Source organism: Alkaliphilus sp. B6464, assembly GCF_018141165.1.
Lineage (GTDB): Bacteria > Bacillota > Clostridia > Peptostreptococcales > Natronincolaceae > Alkaliphilus_B.
The window spans coordinates 3,312,796-3,332,669 of record NZ_CP058557.1 but is presented as its reverse complement, the minus strand read 5'-3'; the positions used below and the strand labels follow the sequence as shown (position 1 = coordinate 3,332,669).

The following is a 19,874-nucleotide window of genomic DNA, read 5'->3' as shown; positions in this document are numbered from 1 at the left end:
CTTGTTTTAAGGATGTAGTGCTTTATCTTCCGATTACACAGCTGGGAGACTTAGTAATACATCGAAGATAAAATTTGTTGGGGGAGAAGACATATGAATGCTAGAACTAAAAATGTAATAGAGCTTTTAATGAAGGAGTATCCTGATGCAAAATGTGAGCTTGATTATGAAACACCGTTTCAGTTACTGGTAGCCACAATTTTATCTGCACAAACTACAGATAAAAAGGTTAATGAAGTAACTAAGGATTTATTTAAGGAATATCCTACAGTAAATGATTTTCTACTATTAACACAGAATGAGCTGGAGGATAAAATTAAACAAATTGGCCTATATAGAAATAAAGCTAGACACATTCTTTTAATGTGTAGGCAATTAACCGAAAAGTTTAATGGAGAGGTCCCAAACACAATGGAGGGTATAATGTCTTTGGCAGGTGCTGGTAGAAAAACAGCCAATGTAGTTCTAAGTAATGCCTTTGGTGTACCTTCCATAGCAGTAGATACGCATGTTTTTAGAGTATCTAATAGAATAGGATTGGCTAATGCGGAAAATGTATTGGATACAGAAATTCAACTACAAAAAGCTATAGATAAGAAATTATGGAGCTTAGCTCATCATCTTTTAATATTTCATGGTAGAAGATGCTGCTATGCAAGAAATCCAAACTGTAAGGATTGCATTATAAAAGAGTATTGTAAATATTACAAGGAAATAACAAAATAGAAAAAATATGTTATGATCAAACAAAAAACCTCTAAACTAAACTTAGTTAGAGGTTTTTTTATACTATAAGAAAGTATAAACTTCTTAACTATCTAAAGTTTTAAAAGAAGTAGGATGTTGATAATATTTTAAGCACTTGAAAATTTAGAATTAATTTAAGGTGGGCCATGAGCCAATACGACAGTATCAGACAAATTTTTTTATATGTTAAAATGTAAAAAAGGAAAAGTTAACTTTATGAAGAATTGTGTATATATAATTGTTTGTATTAGAAAGGATGTAGTATATGACATACGAAGAATTAAGCAATAGTGGGTTTGTTTTTGCTCTAGACATTGGTACTAGAAGTGTAGTGGGTATATTAGGTAAAAAAGAAAATGATAAAATAAATATAGAGTATATTGCTGTCGAATTTCATCAAAAAAGAGTTATGTATAATGGTCAGATACATGACATTGATGGAGTAACAGAAATTGTTAGAAAGGTTAAAACTAATTTAGAGGAAAAGGCACAATGTTCTCTGGATCAGGTATCTATTGCAGTTGCTGGACGCTCGCTTAAAACAAATAAAGTAACAATTGATAGAGAAATTGATTCTACAAAAGATATTGATAAAGACTTAATTAATAGTTTGGAAGTAGAGGGATTGCAAAAAGCTCAATATGAGCTAGAAAAGCAAGGGGAGGAATATACAAAGTATTTTTGTGTAGGTCATACTGTAGTACACTACTATATTAATGATGGTATAATTACAAATCCTTTAGGACATAAGGGGAATAAAATTAAGTTAGATATTTTAGCAACTTTTTTACCTCAGATTGTTGTCGATAGTTTGTATGTTGTAACTTCTAAATTAAATTTAGAAGTTAGTTATATGACATTAGAGCCTATTGCAGCAATTGAAGTAGCTATTCCTGAAAATGCAAGATTATTAAACTTGGCTTTAGTGGATATAGGTGCAGGTACATCAGACGTTGCTATTACAAAGGAAGGGACGGTAGTGGCTTATGGAATGACAGCTAGTGCCGGAGATGATATTACCGAGGAAATATCTAGATGCTACTTACTAGACTTTGATACAGCGGAAAACTTAAAAATTAACTTATGTAAAGAAAAAATTCAAAAATTTTCAGATATTGTAGGAATACAATATGAGATAGAAAGTGAAGAAATCTTAAAGAAGATTGAGTCTGCAATAAAAAAGGTGGCAAAGCTAATAGCTTCTAATATTATTGAGCAAAATGGAAAATCACCTAGCGCTGTTTTTTTAATAGGTGGTGGAAGTCAAATACCTTATTTAAATACATTTATTGCAAAAGAACTTAATCTTCCTGAGGAAAGAGTAGTAGTCAGAGGAATAGAAACAATAAAAAATACTGTTTTAATAAAGGAACCTATTTCAGGGCCAGAATATATTACCCCTATAGGAATTTTGGCTAAGGCTGTAAATAATCAAGAGTTAGATTTTATTGAAATATACATAAATGGACAGAGATTCAAACTTTTTCAAACTAAAAAGCTGAAAGTGAAGGATGCACTTGTTTTAGCTGGATTTAATCCGCGGAAATTGATACCAAAGAGAGGTAAGTCTATAAATATTATATTAAATGATAATAACAGAACATTGTATGGAGAATATGGAGAAGTTGCTGAAATATTGATTAATGGAAAGGCGTCTAATATTGAATCAAGCATAAAAGATGGAGATATAATTAAGGTTCATCCTGCTGAAGAGGGACAACCTGCAACATATCTTTTAAAAGACATAGTACCATTAGAAGATGAAATTTTTATTAATGGTGAATCTACTTTACAGGTATATAATTGTACAATAAATAATGAAAAAGCAGAAGGCGATATAATCATTAAAGAAGATGATCATATCCAATACTGTAGAATAGAAAGCATTGAAAACCTTTGTAGTTATATGGATGTTTCTTATGATGAGTATATTATTAAAATTAATGACAAAATAGCACCATTAGACGAAAAAATTAGACATAATGACTATGTTAGCGTTGAAAAAAAAGTGTTTGTAAATAATTTACAGGAAGTAGAAGATAATTCTAAAGAACAGTTACGACTAACAAAGGAATCAATCTTAGTTAAATGCAATGATAGTTTAGTAGAAATTCCTAAAAAAAATGGTGGAGTTATTTTTGTAGATATTTTTGATTATATTGATTTTGATCGCAGTGCTGTACAGGGAAAACTAGTTTTACTTCTGAATGGACATGATGCAAACTATACAGATTTTATAGAAACTGGCGATGAAATAAGGGTCTATTGGGACAACTAGTAGATAGTCGGTGAATATTTTTAAAAAAATAAAATAATATATATTAAATACACTGATCTATCTAGGGGTGATTATTTTATGGGTTCGTCTGTATCAGTTAATAAGATTTCTAAAAAAAACTTATGGATAGTTGGTACAATAATTTTATGTATTATTATTTTAGTCACAATAGGTAATTGGATTTTTAATGGGTCAAGAATCTTTCCAAATATATTTATTGAGAGCGTCGATGTTGGAGGACTTACCCCTGAAGAAGCAAAAGTTAAGGTTAAAAGAATTTTTGAAAAGGAGATAGATTCTTTTCGTAAAGAATTAGTTTATAAAGATAGTAGTTGGCAACTACCCTATGAGGATTTAGGCTTATATTATTTATTTGATGATTATATCGATAAGGCTTATGGCGTAGGTAGGTCTGGTAATTATTATGAAAGAATAAAAAAGATTAATAATCTGAGAAAAAATCCTGAAATAATTAGATTAGAACCATATTATAACCCATCTGAAATCGAGAATGTAATAAAGAATATTAGTCAAACGGTTAATAAACCATCTATAGATGCTGAAATTAACCGAAAAAATGGTACCTTCATAATTAAAAAAGAAGTTTTAGGAGTAGAAGTAGATGAGAATGCTTTAAGGGAGAGTATAGTGGGTGCCATAGGGAATTTTAACAATGATACAATCCATATACCGGTTAAAAATACTACCCCAGAAATTATAGAAGAAGATTTAAGCACTATTCAAGATTTAATCGGTGAATATGTGACTACTTTTAATAGTCAAGAAAAGGGTAGATCAGAAAATATCAAACTTGCGGTGAATAGTATTAATAATATGTTATTAATGCCAGGAGATGAATTTTCATTTAACGAGAGTACAGGACCAAGAAGTGCAGAAGAAGGCTACAAGGAAGCACCAGTTATAGTTAACGGTGAGTTGGTGCCAGGAATTGGTGGTGGCATTTGTCAAGTATCTACAACATTATATCAAGCGACTCTTAGGTCAGATGTAGAAGTAACATCAAGAAGAAATCATGGTCGGCCTGTAGGGTATGTTCCCATTGGGCAAGATGCAACTGTTGCCTATGGCTACATAGACTTTAAGTTTAGAAACAATAAGGATTATCCTATTTACATTGAAAGTTATATTAAGGAAGAGCAAGTACATGTAAAACTATATAGCAAGAAAACTAATAATATGTCTATAGATTTAGAATCCGAAATCATTGAAGTAGTCAAACCCGAAATGGAAGTAAAAAAGGATCCTAATATGGATGTTGGAGAAAGAAGAATTAATAAAGCTGGCAAAAAAGGTTATCGTGTAGTTACATATAAAGTGTATTTGCAAGATGGTAATGAGTTAAAAAAAGAAGTGATTTCTAAAGATTACTATCCACCTAGAGCTGGTATTGTTATAGAAGGAATAAAACAATAATATTTTATTTATCTCAAAAACTATGTGATTGTCCCATAGTTAATTATAATCAAATTTGCTATAATATAATTAACTTTAGAGGGAGGTAGTTTCAAGATGGAAGTAGAGAACTTACTATACGATAAAGATTGTACTTGTCCGATATGTAAAAACCAATTTACTACAAAAAAGGTGAGGACTCGGTCACTTAGGATAGAAAATCGAGAAGATGATTTTAATGTTATTTATAAAAATATAAATCCAAATTATTATTATATTTGGGTATGTCCTAAATGTGGATATAGTTCTACAGAAAAAGAATTTGAAAATATTAATAAAAATCAGGCTACAATATTACAGCAATCGATAGGAGTTAAATGGAATGAGCGGAGTTTCAGCGGAGTGCGTACCTTTCACGAAGCGGAAGAAAGTTATAAAATGGCATTGTTAGTTGCTCAAATATTAAAAAAGTCGAAGGCATACACTGGTGGAATATGTTTGAGGTTGGCATGGCTATATAGAGAAGCTAAAAGTCCAAAAGAAGAAGAATTTTTAAATTATGCACTAAATTTCTTCCAAAATGCCTATCAAACAGAAAGATTAGATGCAGCAGGTCTGGATGAAGTAACTTTGGCATATTTAAATGGTGAATTAAATAGAAGGCTTGGAAGACAAAGAGAAGCTATTAAATGGTATAGTGTAGCACTAGATCACCCCGATATTAAAACAAAACGACATATTCAATTGAAAGCTAGAGAACAATGGAGATTAGCAAGGGAGCAATATGGTCATGAAAAAGATGAAGCTAACTAAAGCTATTATTTATTATAGTAAAATAGTAGTCAATAATATAGTTCTTTATGTCGCATCTTTGAATGAAGGACTTGTATCAATTGGCATTGATCAAAGTGAAGAGGATTTTATTAGAAGTATAAAAAAAGATTTTCCTATGCATCAACTTTTGTATGATAAAGAGGAAAATGCAATATACATAAATCAGTTATACGAATATTTTGAGGGTAAGAGAACAGAATTTACGATTCCACTTTATATGGTGGGGACCGATTTTCAAAGAAAAGTATGGAATGCATTATTAGATATACCCTATGGTCAAACTATAACATATAAAGATTTGGCCTATAGTATTGATAATCCTAAGGCCGTAAGAGCTGTTGGAGGGGCGAATAATAAAAATAGAATTCCTATTATTATTCCATGTCATAGAGTAATAGGGACTAATAAAAAGTTAGTAGGTTACGGTGGTGGACTGCATATTAAAGAAAAATTGCTGAATATTGAAGGAATAAAAGTTGAAGGTGAAAAGGTGGTAGAATAATACCACTTTTATTTTTTGCAATTTAGGGTCATAGAATTAGTATCTATCGGATAAATATAATTGAGATAATGAAAAGAGAAGGGGGAAGACAATGGAAGTTACTAAACTAAATCCAATTATTTTTATTCCTGGTTTAATGGGATCTATTGGCGGAGAGATGTTAGGATGTCAAATTGAGTGGGGTTTTGGTGTGGCAGGTTGGTTCTATAAACCATTTCTAAAAGAATTAGAGAAATTAGGATATAAATTAAATGAGAATTTATTTGTTTGTTATTATGATTGGCGAAAAAGCTGTAGGGAAATAGTAAAGGAGTTTTTACAACCTTTAATATTACGGGTAAAAGAAAAGCATCCTAATCAAAAAGTTGATTTATTATGTCATAGTATGGGTGGAGTGGTAGCTCGTACTTATATTCAAAGTATAGAATACTCCTATAATGTTAGAAGTTTAATATGTTTTGGAACTCCTAATAAGGGAAACATTGAAGCCTATCATTTGTGGGGAACTGGAAAACTAATGAAGAAAACAGATACCGAAAAAGAACTATTTGACATTATACGCAGAGGATACATTTGGCTACTTACTAAGATACTAGATATACCTTTGGGGACAGAGAACATTGAAAAATTACATGAGAATTTTCCAGGATTAAGAGATTTAATACCTACAGATGATTATGGAAAAATATTATGCTGTAAAATTGATAATGATTACCACTATATTCCGAGAAAATATACACTTTATAATAATTATTTATTAAATGAGCTAAATAAAAATATAGATACATTAAATAATCGAGTTAAAAATCTATATTGTTTTGTTGGGACTAACAAGGAAACAGACAAAGTCCTATTACTAGATACAGAATTATTATTTAAATATAAAAAAGCATATGTTATAGGATCATTGAAAACAAAAGAAGGAGATGGGACAGTAACCGTTAATAGTGCAACTATAGATAATGCAGAAACATTTATAATGGAAGGAAGCCATAGTGAAATTTTATTAAGCTCTATGGAATATCTTGCAGACATATATAATTTAGATCGTTCATTATTTAACAAAGGTTCTGTAGAGCCTAAAGTATATCCATTAGGGATAATATTAAAAAAATATATTAATATAGAACTGAAAAAGGGAAGAGATATAATCGGTAAATTTATAGATGGAAAATTTATTACAGAGTATGAGCATATTTGCCAAGAGTTTGGAAAAGATTATTTGTGGATCATGTTAAAACACGTACCTAGTGGTGAATATATTTTAGAAACATCTGGCAAATATAAAGAAGATCATAATATTTTTGTAATAGGATCTATGATAGAAGAAGAATTAACAGAGACAGATGTACGAAAAGAAGAAACGGGTAGAATGTATTTTTCCTTTAAGGTATGAGATTAACAAAAGAAGTATAGCATAAAAAAGAATTGAAAATATTCCTCTTTTTTGATATCATTAAGGCGATCTAAATATTGACGGTGCTCAATTGAGCTTAAAAGGGAAAATGGTGAAAATCCATTACAGCCCCCGCTACTGTAAGTGATGATGAAACAGCAATATACCACTGGTCTTGACCGGGAAGGTGCTGAAGTAAAGTGATTCACGAGTCAGGAGACCTACCAAGTTTTAGCATATGCAGCCTTCGGAGGGATAGGTGAACGGTTAGTGTGTTTAAAATCCTTTACCATTTGGTGAGGGATTTTTTATATTTAAAATGGAAGTAAGAAACTATAGGAGGAGGATGTTTTTATGAGAAAATCAAAAGCAACTATATTTTTAGTAGTATTAATGCTATTAACAACCTTGCTATTTGGTTGTGTCAAAGAACAAAAGGAGAATTTACAGGGGGATGTAGGTAACAATATAGGGAATACAGCCTATCCTATGGATATTGTAGATGGATTTGGAAATTCTGTAACAATAGAGAAGCAACCAGAAAGAGTCGTTTCGATTGCGCCTAGTCAAACAGAAATTCTATTTGCTTTAGGATTAGAGGATAAAATTGTAGGAGTATCGGATTTTTGTGATTATCCTATAGAAGCCCTAGAGAAAGAAAAGGTAGGTAATGCCTTTGCAATAAATGTAGAGAAAATATTAGAGTTAAATCCAGATGTAGTATTCCTATATAACGAAGCCCTTCCTGAGTCTATAGAACAAATAAAGGCAAGTGGAATAGCGGTAATGTTATATTCGCCTGAAACAATCGATGAAATTTTTAATACCATATTACAATTAGGTGAAGTAATGGGTGTAGAAGAAGAATCGGAACAAATAGTAAATGAAATGCAGGAAAAAAGAGATAATATTGTTGATAAAGCTAAGAATGAGAAGAAAGCAAGAGTGTTTTATCAAGTTTGGGACGAGCCTTTAATGACAGCTGGTGAAGGGTCATTCATAAATGAGTTAATTACTTTAGCTGGTGGAGAAAATATTGCAGCTGATGGGGATGGAGCTTATCCTCAATATAGTGTTGAAGCTATGGTGGAAAAAGATCCTGAGATTTATATAGCACCAGCTCATACTGCTGAAAACTTCACTTTAAATCCTGAGCAAATGAAAGAATTAAAAAATATAATAAAATCTAGACCAGGTTATGATGTTATTACTGCCGTTAAAAATGATAAAATAGAGTTATTAGATCCTAATATAGTATCAAGACCAGGTGTTAGAACAATTGAGGCCTTAGAGTTATTTGCAAAGGCTATACATCCAGAAGTATTTTAATAATATATTCTAGCTATTTTAATGGGAATATATATGGAGGCAGACTGTCTATGGAAAAGCACAATTATCTAAAAATATTTCCACTACTACTAATGACATTGATGATAACAATATCTATATCCTTAGTTATTGGAGTGGCTAATGTAACTATTATTGATAGCATAAAAATCATTTTAAAAACCATTCCCATAGTAGGAGATTATATTGATGTTTCAAATATACAAAAATCTCATATTGCAATTATACAAAACATTCGACTACCAAGAGTATTACTTTCTTTTCTAGTTGGATATGGATTATCAATTGTAGGCGTAGCTTTTCAAGGAATGTTAAAGAATCCTATGGCTGATCCTTTTATAGTAGGTACTTCTTCAGGAGCAGCTTTAGGGGCTTCTATAGCTATTTTGCTAAAGTTAAATAAAATGTTTTTTGGTATAGGAATTGTATCTATATTTGCGTTTGCAGGCGCTTTGTTAGCTACATTAATTGTATATAATATGGCTAGAATAAAGGGAAAAGTACCAGTAACTACATTATTATTAGCAGGAATTGCTACAGGGCAGTTTTTTACTGCTATAATGTCCTTTATAATGACAATTTCAACAAGAGATGTAAGTACAATTATTTTTTGGACAATGGGAAGTTTTTCAGGAAGAGGATGGAGTCATGTACAAATAGCTATAATACCAGTTTTATTGGGTAGTATCATAATATATATTTTTTCAAAGGACTTAAATATTATGTTATTAGGTGAAGATAGTGCACAGAACATGGGAGTTGAAACAGAAAAGGTTAAAAAAGTAATTTTAATTACCAGTGTATTAATAACAGCTTTTTTAGTTTCTGTTAGCGGAATAATCGGTTTTGTAGGTCTTATTGTGCCTCATATGGTTCGTTTACTTATGGGTCCAGACCATCGTATACTTATACCTGCTAGTGGACTAGTAGGAGGAATATTTTTAATTGTTGCAGATACTTTATCAAGAACGATTATTGCACCTACTGAAGTGCCTGTTGGTATTATTACTGCTTTAGCAGGAGGGCCTTTTTTTATTTACTTGCTTAGGAAAACAAAACGAACAATATAGGTGGTTATTGTATGGGAAAATGTATTGAAACAAAGGACTTAGTATTTCTTTACGATGAAAGGGTAATCTTAAATGATATTAATTTAAAGATTACAAAAGGCAGTATTATAACAATGATAGGACCTAATGGTTCAGGAAAATCAACATTATTAAAAAATTTAGCATCAACTTTAATGCCTAAAGTTGGAACTGTTCTACTAGATAATAGAGAATTAAAAAGTTATCCGTTAAAGGAATTAGCTCGTGAAATAGCTGTAGTTCCACAGAATACAAATATTGAATATGATTTTACTGTTCATGAAATTGTTTTAATGGGTAGAAATCCTTATGTAGGGAGATTCCAACAGGAAACTTTTAAAGATATTGCTGTAGTAAAGGAAGCAATGGAAAGAACGAATACGTGGCATTTGAGAGATAGAAGCATAAATCAGTTAAGTGGCGGGGAAAGTCAAAGGGTAGTTATTGCAAGAGCATTAGCTCAAGAGCCACAGATTCTCTTGTTAGACGAACCTACTGCAGCATTAGATATGCATCATCAAATAGAAATATTAGATCTATTAAAAGTATTAAATGAAGAAAAAGGGGTAACTATTATTATGGCACTTCATGATATAAATTTAGCTGCCCGCTATAGTAAAGAAATACTACTTCTTCATAAAGGTACAAAAATTATAATGGGAAGTCCAGATCAAGTAATAACAAAAGAAAACTTACAAAAAGCGTATAGTATAGACATGATTGTAGATAGAAATGAATATACCAATTCCTTGCAGGTTATTCCTTTATCGACTTTAAGGTTTTAGAGAATAGCAAAATTAAGAACTAGCCTTTTGTATACAATCAGAGCAGATTCCATAAAAACATAATTGTTGTTTTTGAATTTGATACTTTGAAATATTTTGCACCTTAATAGTTAAATCTTCAAAAACATCATTATTTAAATCCTCAATCTTTGAACAATTGCTACAAATGATATGTTGATGTTCTTCGGTTTTTCCATCATATCGAAAACTATTTTCTCCAATGTTTATTACCTGTATTAATCCTAGCTTAGAAAATAGCTCTAAAGATTTATATACGGTTGCTAAGCTCATAGTAGGGTAAGTAGGAGATAACTTTTTAAATACAGCTTCAGCATTAGGATGATCTATAGATTCCTTAACAGTTTGATATACTGCCATACGTTGAGGCGTAATTTTACAACTATTAGATTTAAGCTCTTTTATTAAAATATCCACAATATGCACCACCTTAAAATAATAATAATTATTATATACAATTATATCTTCATTATAGGATAGTGTTAATTATTTGTCAATATAATATATGTAAAAAGTTCCAGAAAATTTTATTTTTTACATTATTGAAGGAGGATTACAATGAAATATAAGCTTATAGTACTAGATATGGACGGTACATTACTTAATAGCAATAAAGAAGTTAGCATAGAAAATCAAAAGGCTTTAAAGAAAGCCCTGGATAGTGGAATCCAGGTTGCTATAGCTACTGGTAGAATATTTACATCTGCAAGGTTTTATGCAAGATTATTAGGTATTAAAGCGCCTATTATTGCGTGTAATGGTGCTTTGGTCAGAGATGCTAATAGTAATGAAGTTCTTGATATTAATCCAATAGATAAAGAGGACGCTTTAAAGGTTATAGAAGTTTTTAAAAAGTATAATGTTTATTTTCATATATATGATGAGGAAAAAATATATGTTGAAAAATTAGGCTTTAGCTCTTCAATATATAATGCCTGGAATGAAGATCAAAGTGATGAAAATAAAATTTCTATAGAAAAATTAGAAGATACTATTGGTTACTTTAAAAGTAACAATATAAATATATTAAAGCTAATGGCCGTTGATGATGATGATACAAAAATGGATATTATAAAAAAAGAGTTAGAAGGAATTAATAGTATTACTATTGATAAATCATGGTATAACAACTTAGAAGTTATGAGCAGGGGAGTATCCAAGGGAAAAGGAATTGAGATGTTAAGAAAAATTTATAAAGTGGAGCCTGAAGAAATTATTGCTTTTGGAGATAATTTTAATGATTTGTCAATGAAGTATTATGTAGGTACATTTGTTGCGATGGAAAATGGAGAAGAGTACGTTAAAAAGCAAGCTCATTATGTTACTACTTCTAATAATGACAATGGGGTAGCAAAGGGTATAGAAAAACTTATTTTAAATATAAAAAATAAATACTAAAATATATTTTGTGAATAATAAAGGAAAAAAATATAATATATAGAATATTCATATAATACAAGTAAATTTAATACAAAATATAATGTGTTAGATTTTCTTGTATTTTCTTATAGTCTAAGAAAGTGTAAGTTTTTTGACTATTAAGAAAAATTTAAAGCAGTAGAAGGATGGTAATATCTTAAGCACTTGAAAATTTAGAATAAATTTTAAGTGCGCAATGAGTCGATGCGATAGCATCGGACGAATTTTTTTATATTAAATAAGAAGGGGTTGAAAAATTATGGTAAATGTTTTTTCAAGAAAGAAGATAGCTATCTTCTTTGTGGTACTAACTTTAGTAATGGGCAGCTTAGGTGGAATTTTTACTTATGCTAATGAAGGAGTAGTTACCAAAATTACTATTTTCCATACTAATGATCTGCATGGAAGAATTCAAGAAAGCTCTAGTGAAATTGGATATGCTAAAATTGCTGGATTAGTTAATAATTTTAGACAAAACAACCCAAATACATTATTACTTGATGCAGGGGATACATTCCATGGTTTATCCATAGCGACCTTAGAAAAGGGAGAAAGTGTAATTAACGCAATGAATGCTTTAAAATATGATGCTATGGTTCCAGGTAATCATGACTTTAACTATGGGTATGAAAGACTATTAGAGCTAGAGAAAATGAGTAATTTTCCTTTTATATCAGCAAATATTAAAACAGAAAAAGGAGAAAATCTTTTAGATAAATATATTATTAAAGAGATAGATGGCATAAAAGTAGGGATATTTGGTTTATCTACACCAGAGACTACATATAAAACTAATCCTAAAAATGTTGAAGGATTAGTTTTTGAAGATCCATCAGAAATTGCAGCAAAAATGGTTGAAAAATTAAAAGAAGAAAAAGCAGATATTATCATTGCTCTTGGGCATTTAGGAATTGATGAAGAGAGTGTAGACACTAGTATTAAAGTAGTAAAAGAAGTAAAAGGAATAGATATTTTTATCGATGGCCATAGTCATAGTACATTTGAAGAAGGATTATTAGTGGAAGATACACTTATTGCCAGTACAGGTGATTATGGTAAAAACTTAGGTGTCGTTGAAATAAGTATTTTAGAAGGTAAAATAGTTGATAAATCAGCAAGTTTAGTTAGTAAAAAAGATTTTGAAGAAGTAGCCCCAGAAGAAGAAGTTCAAGAACTAATTGGATCTATAGCAGAAGGACAAAATGAAATTTTATCTGAAGTAATAGGGGAAGCAAAGGTGCGATTAGATGGAGAAAGAGAAGTGTCAAGAGGTAAGGAAACTAATTTAGGAAACTTAGTTGGAGATATATTCTTACACTGGACAGATGCAGATATTGCATTAGTAAACGGTGGAGGGATTAGAACTTCAATAGAAGCAGGTAGTATTACAACTGGAGATGTTGTTGCTGTATTCCCATTTGGAAATACTTTAGTTGTAAAAAAACTAGATGGTGCGGCTATTAAGGAGGCTTTAGAGCATGGGACAAAATCTTATCCGGAGTTAGCAGGTGGATTCCCTCATGTAGCAGGAATGAAATATGCAATTGATCTTTCTAAACCAGTAGGAGATCGTGTTGTAGATATAACCGTAAATGGAGATCCTTTGGACTTAAATAAACAATATACTGTGGCTACTAATGATTTTATTGCTGCTGGTGGGGATGGGTATACAATGATTGCTGCTGGAGAACTAGTTCAAGAAATGATGACTATGGATGAGGCGGTAATTAACTATATAAAAGAAAAGAAAGTTGTAGAGTCTAAATTAGAAGGACGAATTTTAGTTAAAGAAGTAGAAGAACAAAAAGAAGAGCGAGTAGAAGTAGTAGAAGAAGTAAAAGAAGTAAAAGAAGAGGTAGTAAAACCAGTTGTAAAAGAACCTATTGTTTATATTGTTAAGTCAGGAGATTGGTTATCAAAGATTGCTATTAAACACAATGTAACTTGGCAAGAATTACAAAAAATCAATAATATTAAAAATGCAGATTTAATTTTCCCAGGACAAAAAATAATAATTCCTGCTAGCTAATAAAAATAAAACTTAGCATAATAACAAATAAAGGAGTAGTGGATTTCCATTACTCCTTTTAAATATTCATTATATAGCTAAAATCTTTAATACATAGATTATATTAGCATTAAATATTTTTAGTCGATTAATCTAATTTGATGGTAAGTTTTTTTACCTTTTTTAATCATTAATGTATCATCTTTAAAGAAATCAAGTGTGACTAAAGTATTAATATCAGTTATTTTCCTATCATTAATAACTATTCCACCTTGTTGTATTAGACGTCTACCTTCTCCACGAGATGGAATCAACTCAGCTTTAGATAGTAGAGTAATAACGTCTATACCATCTGTAAATTCACCTTTAGAAATCTCAGTTGATGGAACAGATCCACCTAGAGCACCTTCACCAAATAGGGATTTTGCAGCTTCTTCTGCTTTTTTAGCTTCTTCTTCTCCATGTACTAACTTTGTAACTTCAAAGGCAAGAACCTCTTTGGCTTTGTTTATTTCAGCACCCTCAAGAGAACCTAGTCTTTTTACCTCATCCATAGGTAAAAAAGTAAGTAGAGAAAGACAGTTTTCAACATCAGCATCTGCAACATTTCTCCAGTATTGGTAGAACTCAAAAGGAGATGTTTTCTTAGGATCTAACCAAACTGCTCCAGATTGAGTTTTGCCCATTTTTTGACCTTCACTTGTAGTTAGTAGTGTAAAGGTCATTCCATATGCAGATTCACCTTCAACTCTTCTAATTAAGTCAGCACCTGCAATAATATTCGACCATTGATCATCTCCACCTAATTGCAGACGACAACCATATTTTCTAAATAACTCTAAAAAATCATAGGATTGCATAATCATGTAGTTAAATTCAAAGAAAGATAATCCTTTTTCCATTCTATTTTTAAAGCATTCTGCTGTTAACATTCTATTAACAGAGAAGTGTCTACCTATTTCTCTAATAAAGGAAACATAGTTTAAGTCCAATAACCAATTAGCATTGTTTTCTACAATGGCGTTACCTTCTGATAAATCGATTAATCTTTTACTTTGTTCAATAAAACAATTAACATTATGCTGAATTGTTTCTGGGGTCATCATTTGCCTCATATCAGTTCTTCCAGATGGGTCCCCAATCATTCCAGTACCACCACCTGCCAAGAATATAGGTCTATGCCCTGCTTTTTGAAGATGTGCCATAGCCATGAGCTGTACAAAATGACCTACATGTAAGCTATCTGCTGTTGGGTCAAAACCTATATAGAAAGTAACTTTCTCTTTACCTAACATCTCTCTAATTTCATCTTCATGTGTAAATTGTTTAACAAAACCACGTTGTTTTAAAACGTCAAAAACATTTTCCATTTTAAATCCTCCTCTTTAAATTCGTAAAAAGTATATTTTTCTATACAAAAATAAAAGGGCTATCTAGTCCTAAAGGACGAGATAACCCGTGGTACCACCTTAATTTACATCAAATAGATGCCTCAATCCATTATAACGGATGGAAACCGGCGAAGCTTTTAACTTCACAACTCCAGAATGTAATTCATCTTACCATGTACTATAGATCTTTCACCAGCCGATCTACTCTCTAGAATTGTAACCATGGGGACTACTTATTTCTTTCAATGTTTTAACAGTTAGTAGATATTTTGCCCTATTATATCATAAATTAGTCAATAATACAAGACTGTTTTATAAAATAAAGATATTGTTATTTTTACAACAATATGCGAAATATTTTAAATATACTGAATATTAAATTGAATTATGCAATAAATTTGATATAATAAATTAATAGCATTTTAAGATAGACATTGAAGATTATTTTACAAATTTAAAATATAAAAAGGATGGAGGGATTAATATGATGGATAATCAAAACTGTTGTTGTAATTATGCTGAAAGCAACAATAGCCTTATTATGGCTAAAGAAGAATTAAGAGCTTTTAAAGAAATGGAAGGAGGATTAATACCAGCACTACATAAGGTACAAGATATTTATGGATATCTTCCAGAGGAGGCTTTAAAGCTTATATCTGAAGAATTAGATGTACCCATAACTGATATTTATGGAGTAGCTTCTTTTTACTCTTTGTTTTCATTGGTGCCTAAGGGTAAGCATGTAGTAAGTGTATGTTTAGGCACTGCATGCTATGTTAATGGTGCTCAAAAAATTCTAGATAGATTAAGTGAGGAGTTAGAAGTAAAAGTAGGAAAGACAACTAGGGATGGTAAGTTTACCTTGCAATCAACAAGATGTATAGGTGCTTGTGGATTAGCACCAGTAATAATGATAGATGAAAAGGTATATGGAAGGGTAATCCCTAATGATATTCCAAAGATATTAAAGGATTTTGAATAAGGCCAAAGGGGGGATAAATAATGAAGTCTATTGAAGAATTAAATGAAATAAGGCAAAGTACTAAAATGCTAGTTAACCAAGGACAGGATAGAACTAATCCAAGAATAGTAGTTGGTATGGCCACTTGTGGAATAGCTGCAGGTGCAAATCTAGTGTTAGATACAATAATGGAAGAAGTAAGAAATCTGAATATTGCTGATGTAACTGTTGCACAAACAGGATGTATTGGTGTTTGTAGGCTAGAGCCTATAGTTGAAGTTATTATGCCAGGGGAAGATAAGATTACTTATGTTGAAATGACTCCTGAAAAAGCTAAGAAAGTAGTAAATCAACATATTAAAGAAGGTAAGGTTGTAGAGGAATATAATATACTTTTATCTCAAGATGAGGAACACAAAATATATAAATCCTTAAACGATGTAGATTTTTATAAAAAACAATTTAGAGTCGCTCTTAAAAATTGCGGTGTAATAGATCCTGAGTCAATAGATGAATATATTGCAGTTGATGGGTATAAAGCTTTAGAAAAAGTGTTATCGGAGATGAAGCCTAAGGAAGTAGTAGATTTAATAAAACAATCAGGTTTGAGAGGTAGAGGAGGTGGAGGATTTCCAACAGGATTAAAATGGGAATTTACTGCCAAGGCTCAAGGGGATCAGAAGTATGTAATATGTAATGCTGATGAGGGAGATCCAGGAGCATTTATGGATAGATCCATATTGGAAGGTGATCCTTATACGGTGTTGGAAGCCATGACAATAGCGGGTTATGCTATAGGTGCAAATAAAGGATATATTTATGTAAGGGCAGAGTACCCTATGGCAGTTAAGAGATTAGATAAGGCTATAATTAAGGCGAAGGAATATGGATTATTAGGTCAAAAAATATTTAGAACTAATTTTGATTTTGATTTAGAAATAAGACTAGGTGCTGGAGCCTTTGTATGCGGCGAAGAAACTGCTCTTATACATTCAATAGAAGGAGAAAGAGGAGTGTCAACTCAAAAACCACCCTTCCCAGCTAATAGTGGACTTTGGGGAAAACCAACATTAATAAATAACGTTGAGACCTTTGCGAATATAACTCAAATAATATTAAAAGGGCATGAGTGGTTTAAGTCTATAGGTACCGAAAAGAGTCCTGGCACTAAGGTTTTTGCACTTGGGGGTAAAATAAATAATCCAGGATTAGTAGAAATACCAATGGGGACACCTTTAAGAGATGTTATATACGAAATAGGGGACGGAATACCAAACAATAAGAAATTTAAGGCAGTTCAAACTGGAGGACCTTCTGGAGGATGTATACCAGCAGAACTTTTAGATTCACCTATTGATTATGATACTTTAATTGCCATTGGCTCTATGATGGGTTCTGGTGGAATGATAGTAATGGATGAAGATAATTGTATGGTTGATGTTGCTAAATTCTTTTTAGAGTTTGTTGCTGATGAGTCTTGTGGCAAATGTACACCTTGTAGAATTGGAACTAGAAGACTCTTTGAATTATTAGAAAAAATAACATCAGGAAATGGAAGCACTGCAGATATAGATAAATTAGAAAATCTTTCTCGTGAAATAAAGGCTACAGCTCTATGTGGATTAGGCCAGACAGCTCCAAATCCTGTTCTATCTACTCTACGGTATTTTAGAAATGAATATAGTGCTCATGTTAATAAAGAGTGCCCAGCAGGAGCATGCCAATCTTTAATAAGTTATGTGATAAATCACTCTAAGTGTATAGGCTGTAGTGTTTGTAGTAAGGTTTGTCCAGCAGATGCTATATTCGGAGAATTAAAAAAACCTTATACTATAGACCAATCAATATGCGTTACATGTGGAGCTTGTATTAGTAAATGTAAATTTAATGCTATAGAGATTCATTAATATTCAAAACAAGGAGTGATTAAATATGATTAAATTTACAATTGATGGTATTTCCTCTGAGGTACCTAAGGGGACTACTATACTTGAAGCCGCTAGGAGTTTAGGAAAGCATATACCAACATTGTGTCATTTAAAAGGTGTTAATAATAGTGGAAGCTGTAGAGTATGTGTAGTAGAAGTAGGACCCAAATTAGTATCATCATGTTCCGTTTTAGTGGAAGAGGGGATGAATATAAAAACTAACACCACTAAAGTTAGAGAAGCACGTAAAACCGTAGTACAACTTATACTATCTGATCATAAAAGAGAATGTACAACTTGTATAAGAAATGAAGGTTGTGAGCTTCAAGCATTGACAAGTAGTTTAAATATTAGAGATATAGAATATGAAGGTAAAAAAACAAAGGCAATCTTAGATTCATTATCTCCTTCAATAACAAGGGATTCTGAAAAATGCATACTTTGCGGACGATGTGTCAACACCTGTGCTAAGGTTCAAAGTGTTCATGCTATAGGATTTAATGAAAGAGGTTTTGATACTATTGTATCTCCTGCTTATGTAAAATCCTTAGATGATGTTTTTTGTACTAATTGCGGCCAGTGTATAGTAGCCTGTCCTGTAGGGGCCTTATATGAAAAGGAAAGTATTGATGAAGTATGGCGTGCAATATCATCTCCTGAAAAATATGTAGTAGTTCAAACAGCTCCAGCCATTAGATCTGCCTTAGGGGAAGAATTTGGAATGTCAAAAGGAACTAGAGTTACAGGAAAAATGGTAGCGGCACTTAGAAGATTAGGATTTGATAAAGTATTTGACACTGACTTTACAGCGGATTTAACTATAATGGAAGAAGGTACAGAATTAATAAATAGGTTACAATCTGGTGAAAATCTACCGCTTATGACTTCCTGTTGTCCAGGATGGGTAAAATTTATAGAGCATTTTTATCCCGATATGCTTAATAATCTATCGACATGTAAATCTCCACATCAAATGGAAGGTGCATTGATAAAGAGTTATTTTGCTCAAAAAATGGGAATCGATCCTGAAAATATAGTTAATGTATCCATAATGCCATGTGTAGCTAAAAAGTTTGAAAGTGCAAGGGAAGAATTGTCTATGGAAGGTATGCAGGATGTGGATTATGTTTTGACCACTAGAGAGTTAGCAAGGATGATAAAAGAAGTGGGAATAGACTTTGTAAATTTGCCGGAAGAAGATTTTGACAATCCTTTTGGAGAATCTACAGGAGCAGGTGTAATATTTGGAGTTACAGGAGGAGTTGCAGAAGCTGCCTTAAGAACTGTGTTTGAAATACTAGCTGGTAAGGAATTAGAGACAGTAGATTACAATATAGTTAGGGGTATAGAAGGTATTAAGGAGGCACAAATAGATCTGCCGAATGGACTTACAATAAACTCAGTAATAGCACATGGTCTTGGCAATGCAAGAGAAGTTATGGAAATGATAAAGTCGGGTGAAAAAGAATATCACTTTATAGAAATAATGGCTTGTCCTGGAGGTTGTGTAACAGGAGGCGGTCAACCGATAATTAATGCGGATTATAAAATGGATAACGATATAAGACTACAAAGAGCTAAGGCAATATATGATGAGGATGAAGCAAAGGTATTAAGAAAATCACATAAAAATCCTTATATTACTAGACTGTACGAAGAATTTTTAGGCGAACCCAATTCAGAAACAAGTCATAAATATTTACACACTCATTATGTTAAAAGAGAGAAGTTTTGGAAATAGAAAATAGTATTTATTCTG

Annotated in this window: 16 protein-coding genes, 1 riboswitch and 1 other annotated feature; of the genes, 14 read left to right on the top strand and 2 right to left on the bottom strand. The window is 31.6% G+C overall.

Annotation, left to right across the window (positions count from 1 at the left end):
• Positions 1-93 precede the first annotated feature (93 nt).
• From nth to HYG84_RS16895, 9 genes are all read left to right on the top strand, one after another.
• Positions 94-726, top strand: a complete 633-nt coding sequence (gene nth, locus HYG84_RS16935) for an endonuclease III (RefSeq protein ID WP_212379308.1) — start codon at positions 94-96, stop codon at positions 724-726.
• Between the two features lie 286 nt (positions 727-1,012).
• On the top strand, positions 1,013-3,025 hold the full coding sequence (locus HYG84_RS16930; RefSeq protein WP_212379306.1) for a cell division protein FtsA: 2,013 nt from the start codon (positions 1,013-1,015) through the stop codon (positions 3,023-3,025).
• A gap of 78 nt (positions 3,026-3,103) precedes the next feature.
• Positions 3,104-4,459, top strand: a complete 1,356-nt coding sequence (locus tag HYG84_RS16925; RefSeq protein ID WP_212379304.1) for a VanW family protein — start codon at positions 3,104-3,106, stop codon at positions 4,457-4,459.
• 96 nt (positions 4,460-4,555) lie between these two features.
• Entirely contained in the window at positions 4,556-5,251 is a 696-nt protein-coding gene (locus tag HYG84_RS16920) for a DUF2225 domain-containing protein (protein WP_212379302.1), read from the top strand.
• Positions 5,229-5,774, top strand: a complete 546-nt coding sequence (locus HYG84_RS16915; RefSeq protein WP_249168668.1) for a methylated-DNA--[protein]-cysteine S-methyltransferase — start codon at positions 5,229-5,231, stop codon at positions 5,772-5,774. Before HYG84_RS16920 ends, HYG84_RS16915 begins: the two co-directional genes overlap by 23 nt.
• 91 nt (positions 5,775-5,865) lie before the next feature.
• Positions 5,866-7,170: a lipase family alpha/beta hydrolase gene (locus HYG84_RS16910; protein ID WP_212379300.1), complete on the top strand. Its 1,305-nt coding sequence runs from the start codon at positions 5,866-5,868 to the stop codon at positions 7,168-7,170.
• Between the two features lie 69 nt (positions 7,171-7,239).
• Positions 7,240-7,413: riboswitch (cobalamin riboswitch) on the top strand.
• Between the two features lie 111 nt (positions 7,414-7,524).
• On the top strand, positions 7,525-8,499 hold the full coding sequence (locus tag HYG84_RS16905) for an ABC transporter substrate-binding protein (protein WP_212379297.1): 975 nt from the start codon (positions 7,525-7,527) through the stop codon (positions 8,497-8,499).
• A gap of 50 nt (positions 8,500-8,549) precedes the next feature.
• A complete protein-coding gene (locus HYG84_RS16900; protein WP_212379295.1) occupies positions 8,550-9,587 on the top strand; it encodes a FecCD family ABC transporter permease in 1,038 nt (345 codons plus the stop codon).
• A gap of 11 nt (positions 9,588-9,598) precedes the next feature.
• On the top strand, positions 9,599-10,390 hold the full coding sequence (locus HYG84_RS16895; protein WP_212379293.1) for a heme ABC transporter ATP-binding protein: 792 nt from the start codon (positions 9,599-9,601) through the stop codon (positions 10,388-10,390).
• Positions 10,391-10,402: 12 nt separating this feature from the next.
• Here HYG84_RS16895 and HYG84_RS16890 read toward each other — a convergent pair whose 3' ends face one another.
• A complete protein-coding gene (locus tag HYG84_RS16890; protein ID WP_212379291.1) occupies positions 10,403-10,825 on the bottom strand; it encodes a Fur family transcriptional regulator in 423 nt (140 codons plus the stop codon).
• Between the two features lie 141 nt (positions 10,826-10,966).
• Between HYG84_RS16890 and HYG84_RS16885 the strand changes: the two genes are divergently transcribed.
• A complete protein-coding gene (locus tag HYG84_RS16885; RefSeq protein WP_212379289.1) occupies positions 10,967-11,806 on the top strand; it encodes a Cof-type HAD-IIB family hydrolase in 840 nt (279 codons plus the stop codon).
• A gap of 280 nt (positions 11,807-12,086) precedes the next feature.
• Positions 12,087-13,856, top strand: a complete 1,770-nt coding sequence (locus HYG84_RS16880) for a 5'-nucleotidase C-terminal domain-containing protein (RefSeq protein ID WP_212379287.1) — start codon at positions 12,087-12,089, stop codon at positions 13,854-13,856.
• Positions 13,857-13,975: 119 nt separating this feature from the next.
• Here HYG84_RS16880 and tyrS read toward each other — a convergent pair whose 3' ends face one another.
• On the bottom strand, positions 13,976-15,205 hold the full coding sequence (tyrS, locus tag HYG84_RS16875) for a tyrosine--tRNA ligase (RefSeq protein ID WP_212379285.1): 1,230 nt from the start codon (positions 15,203-15,205) through the stop codon (positions 13,976-13,978).
• A 69-nt stretch (positions 15,206-15,274) separates the two neighbouring features.
• Positions 15,275-15,481: a binding site (T-box leader), on the bottom strand.
• A 229-nt stretch (positions 15,482-15,710) separates the two neighbouring features.
• Between tyrS and nuoE the strand changes: the two genes are divergently transcribed.
• The 3 genes from nuoE to HYG84_RS16860 are packed head-to-tail and all read left to right on the top strand — an operon-like array spanning position 15,711 to position 19,856.
• Positions 15,711-16,208, top strand: coding sequence for an NADH-quinone oxidoreductase subunit NuoE (gene nuoE / locus HYG84_RS16870; RefSeq protein WP_249168667.1), 498 nt, complete (start codon positions 15,711-15,713; stop codon positions 16,206-16,208).
• Positions 16,209-16,228: 20 nt separating this feature from the next.
• A complete protein-coding gene (locus tag HYG84_RS16865) occupies positions 16,229-18,094 on the top strand; it encodes an NADH-quinone oxidoreductase subunit NuoF (protein ID WP_212379283.1) in 1,866 nt (621 codons plus the stop codon).
• Positions 18,095-18,119: 25 nt separating this feature from the next.
• Positions 18,120-19,856, top strand: a complete 1,737-nt coding sequence (locus HYG84_RS16860; RefSeq protein ID WP_212379281.1) for an NADH-dependent [FeFe] hydrogenase, group A6 — start codon at positions 18,120-18,122, stop codon at positions 19,854-19,856.
• Positions 19,857-19,874 lie beyond the last annotated feature (18 nt).